At 77.4% G+C, this 469-nt stretch carries 1 pseudogene; it reads left to right on the forward strand.

Annotation, left to right across the window (positions count from 1 at the left end):
* Positions 1–469: pseudogene (locus tag LPA54_RS37745) on the forward strand (MFS transporter); the annotation flags it as partial.

Consider the following 469-nt stretch of genomic DNA (forward strand, 5'->3'; position numbering starts at 1 on the left):
GGGTGAGCGACTCCTACGCCGTCACGCTCGCGGCCGTCGCGCTGTCCGGCGTGGGAGTCGCGGCGTACCACCCCGAGTCCGCGCGGCTGGCCAGGGCCGTCGCCGGCGGCAGCCACACCGCGATGGGCTGGTTCTCGCTCGGTGGCAACCTCGGCTTCGCCCTGGCGCCGCTCACCGTCGCCGCCGTGGTCGCCGTCGGGGGTCTCCGGCTGACGCCGCTGCTTCTGCTGCCGGCCGTGGCCGGCGCCGCGCTGTGCCTGCCCGTGCTGCGTGCGCAGCGGCCCCGGCCGTCCGGCACGGCCGGGCCGTCCGCGGCGGCCACGGACGACACCGCGTCGTTCGTACGGCTCTCCCTGGCCGTGGTGTGCCGTTCCGTCGCCTTCGTCGGCCTGGGCGCGTTCGTCTCGCTGTACGCCGCCGAGCGCATGGACGGCAGCGGGGCCGCCGGCACGGCCGCCCTGTTCCTGCT

The sequence above is a fragment of the Streptomyces sp. DH12 genome (assembly GCF_020873895.1).
Lineage (GTDB): Bacteria > Actinomycetota > Actinomycetes > Streptomycetales > Streptomycetaceae > Streptomyces.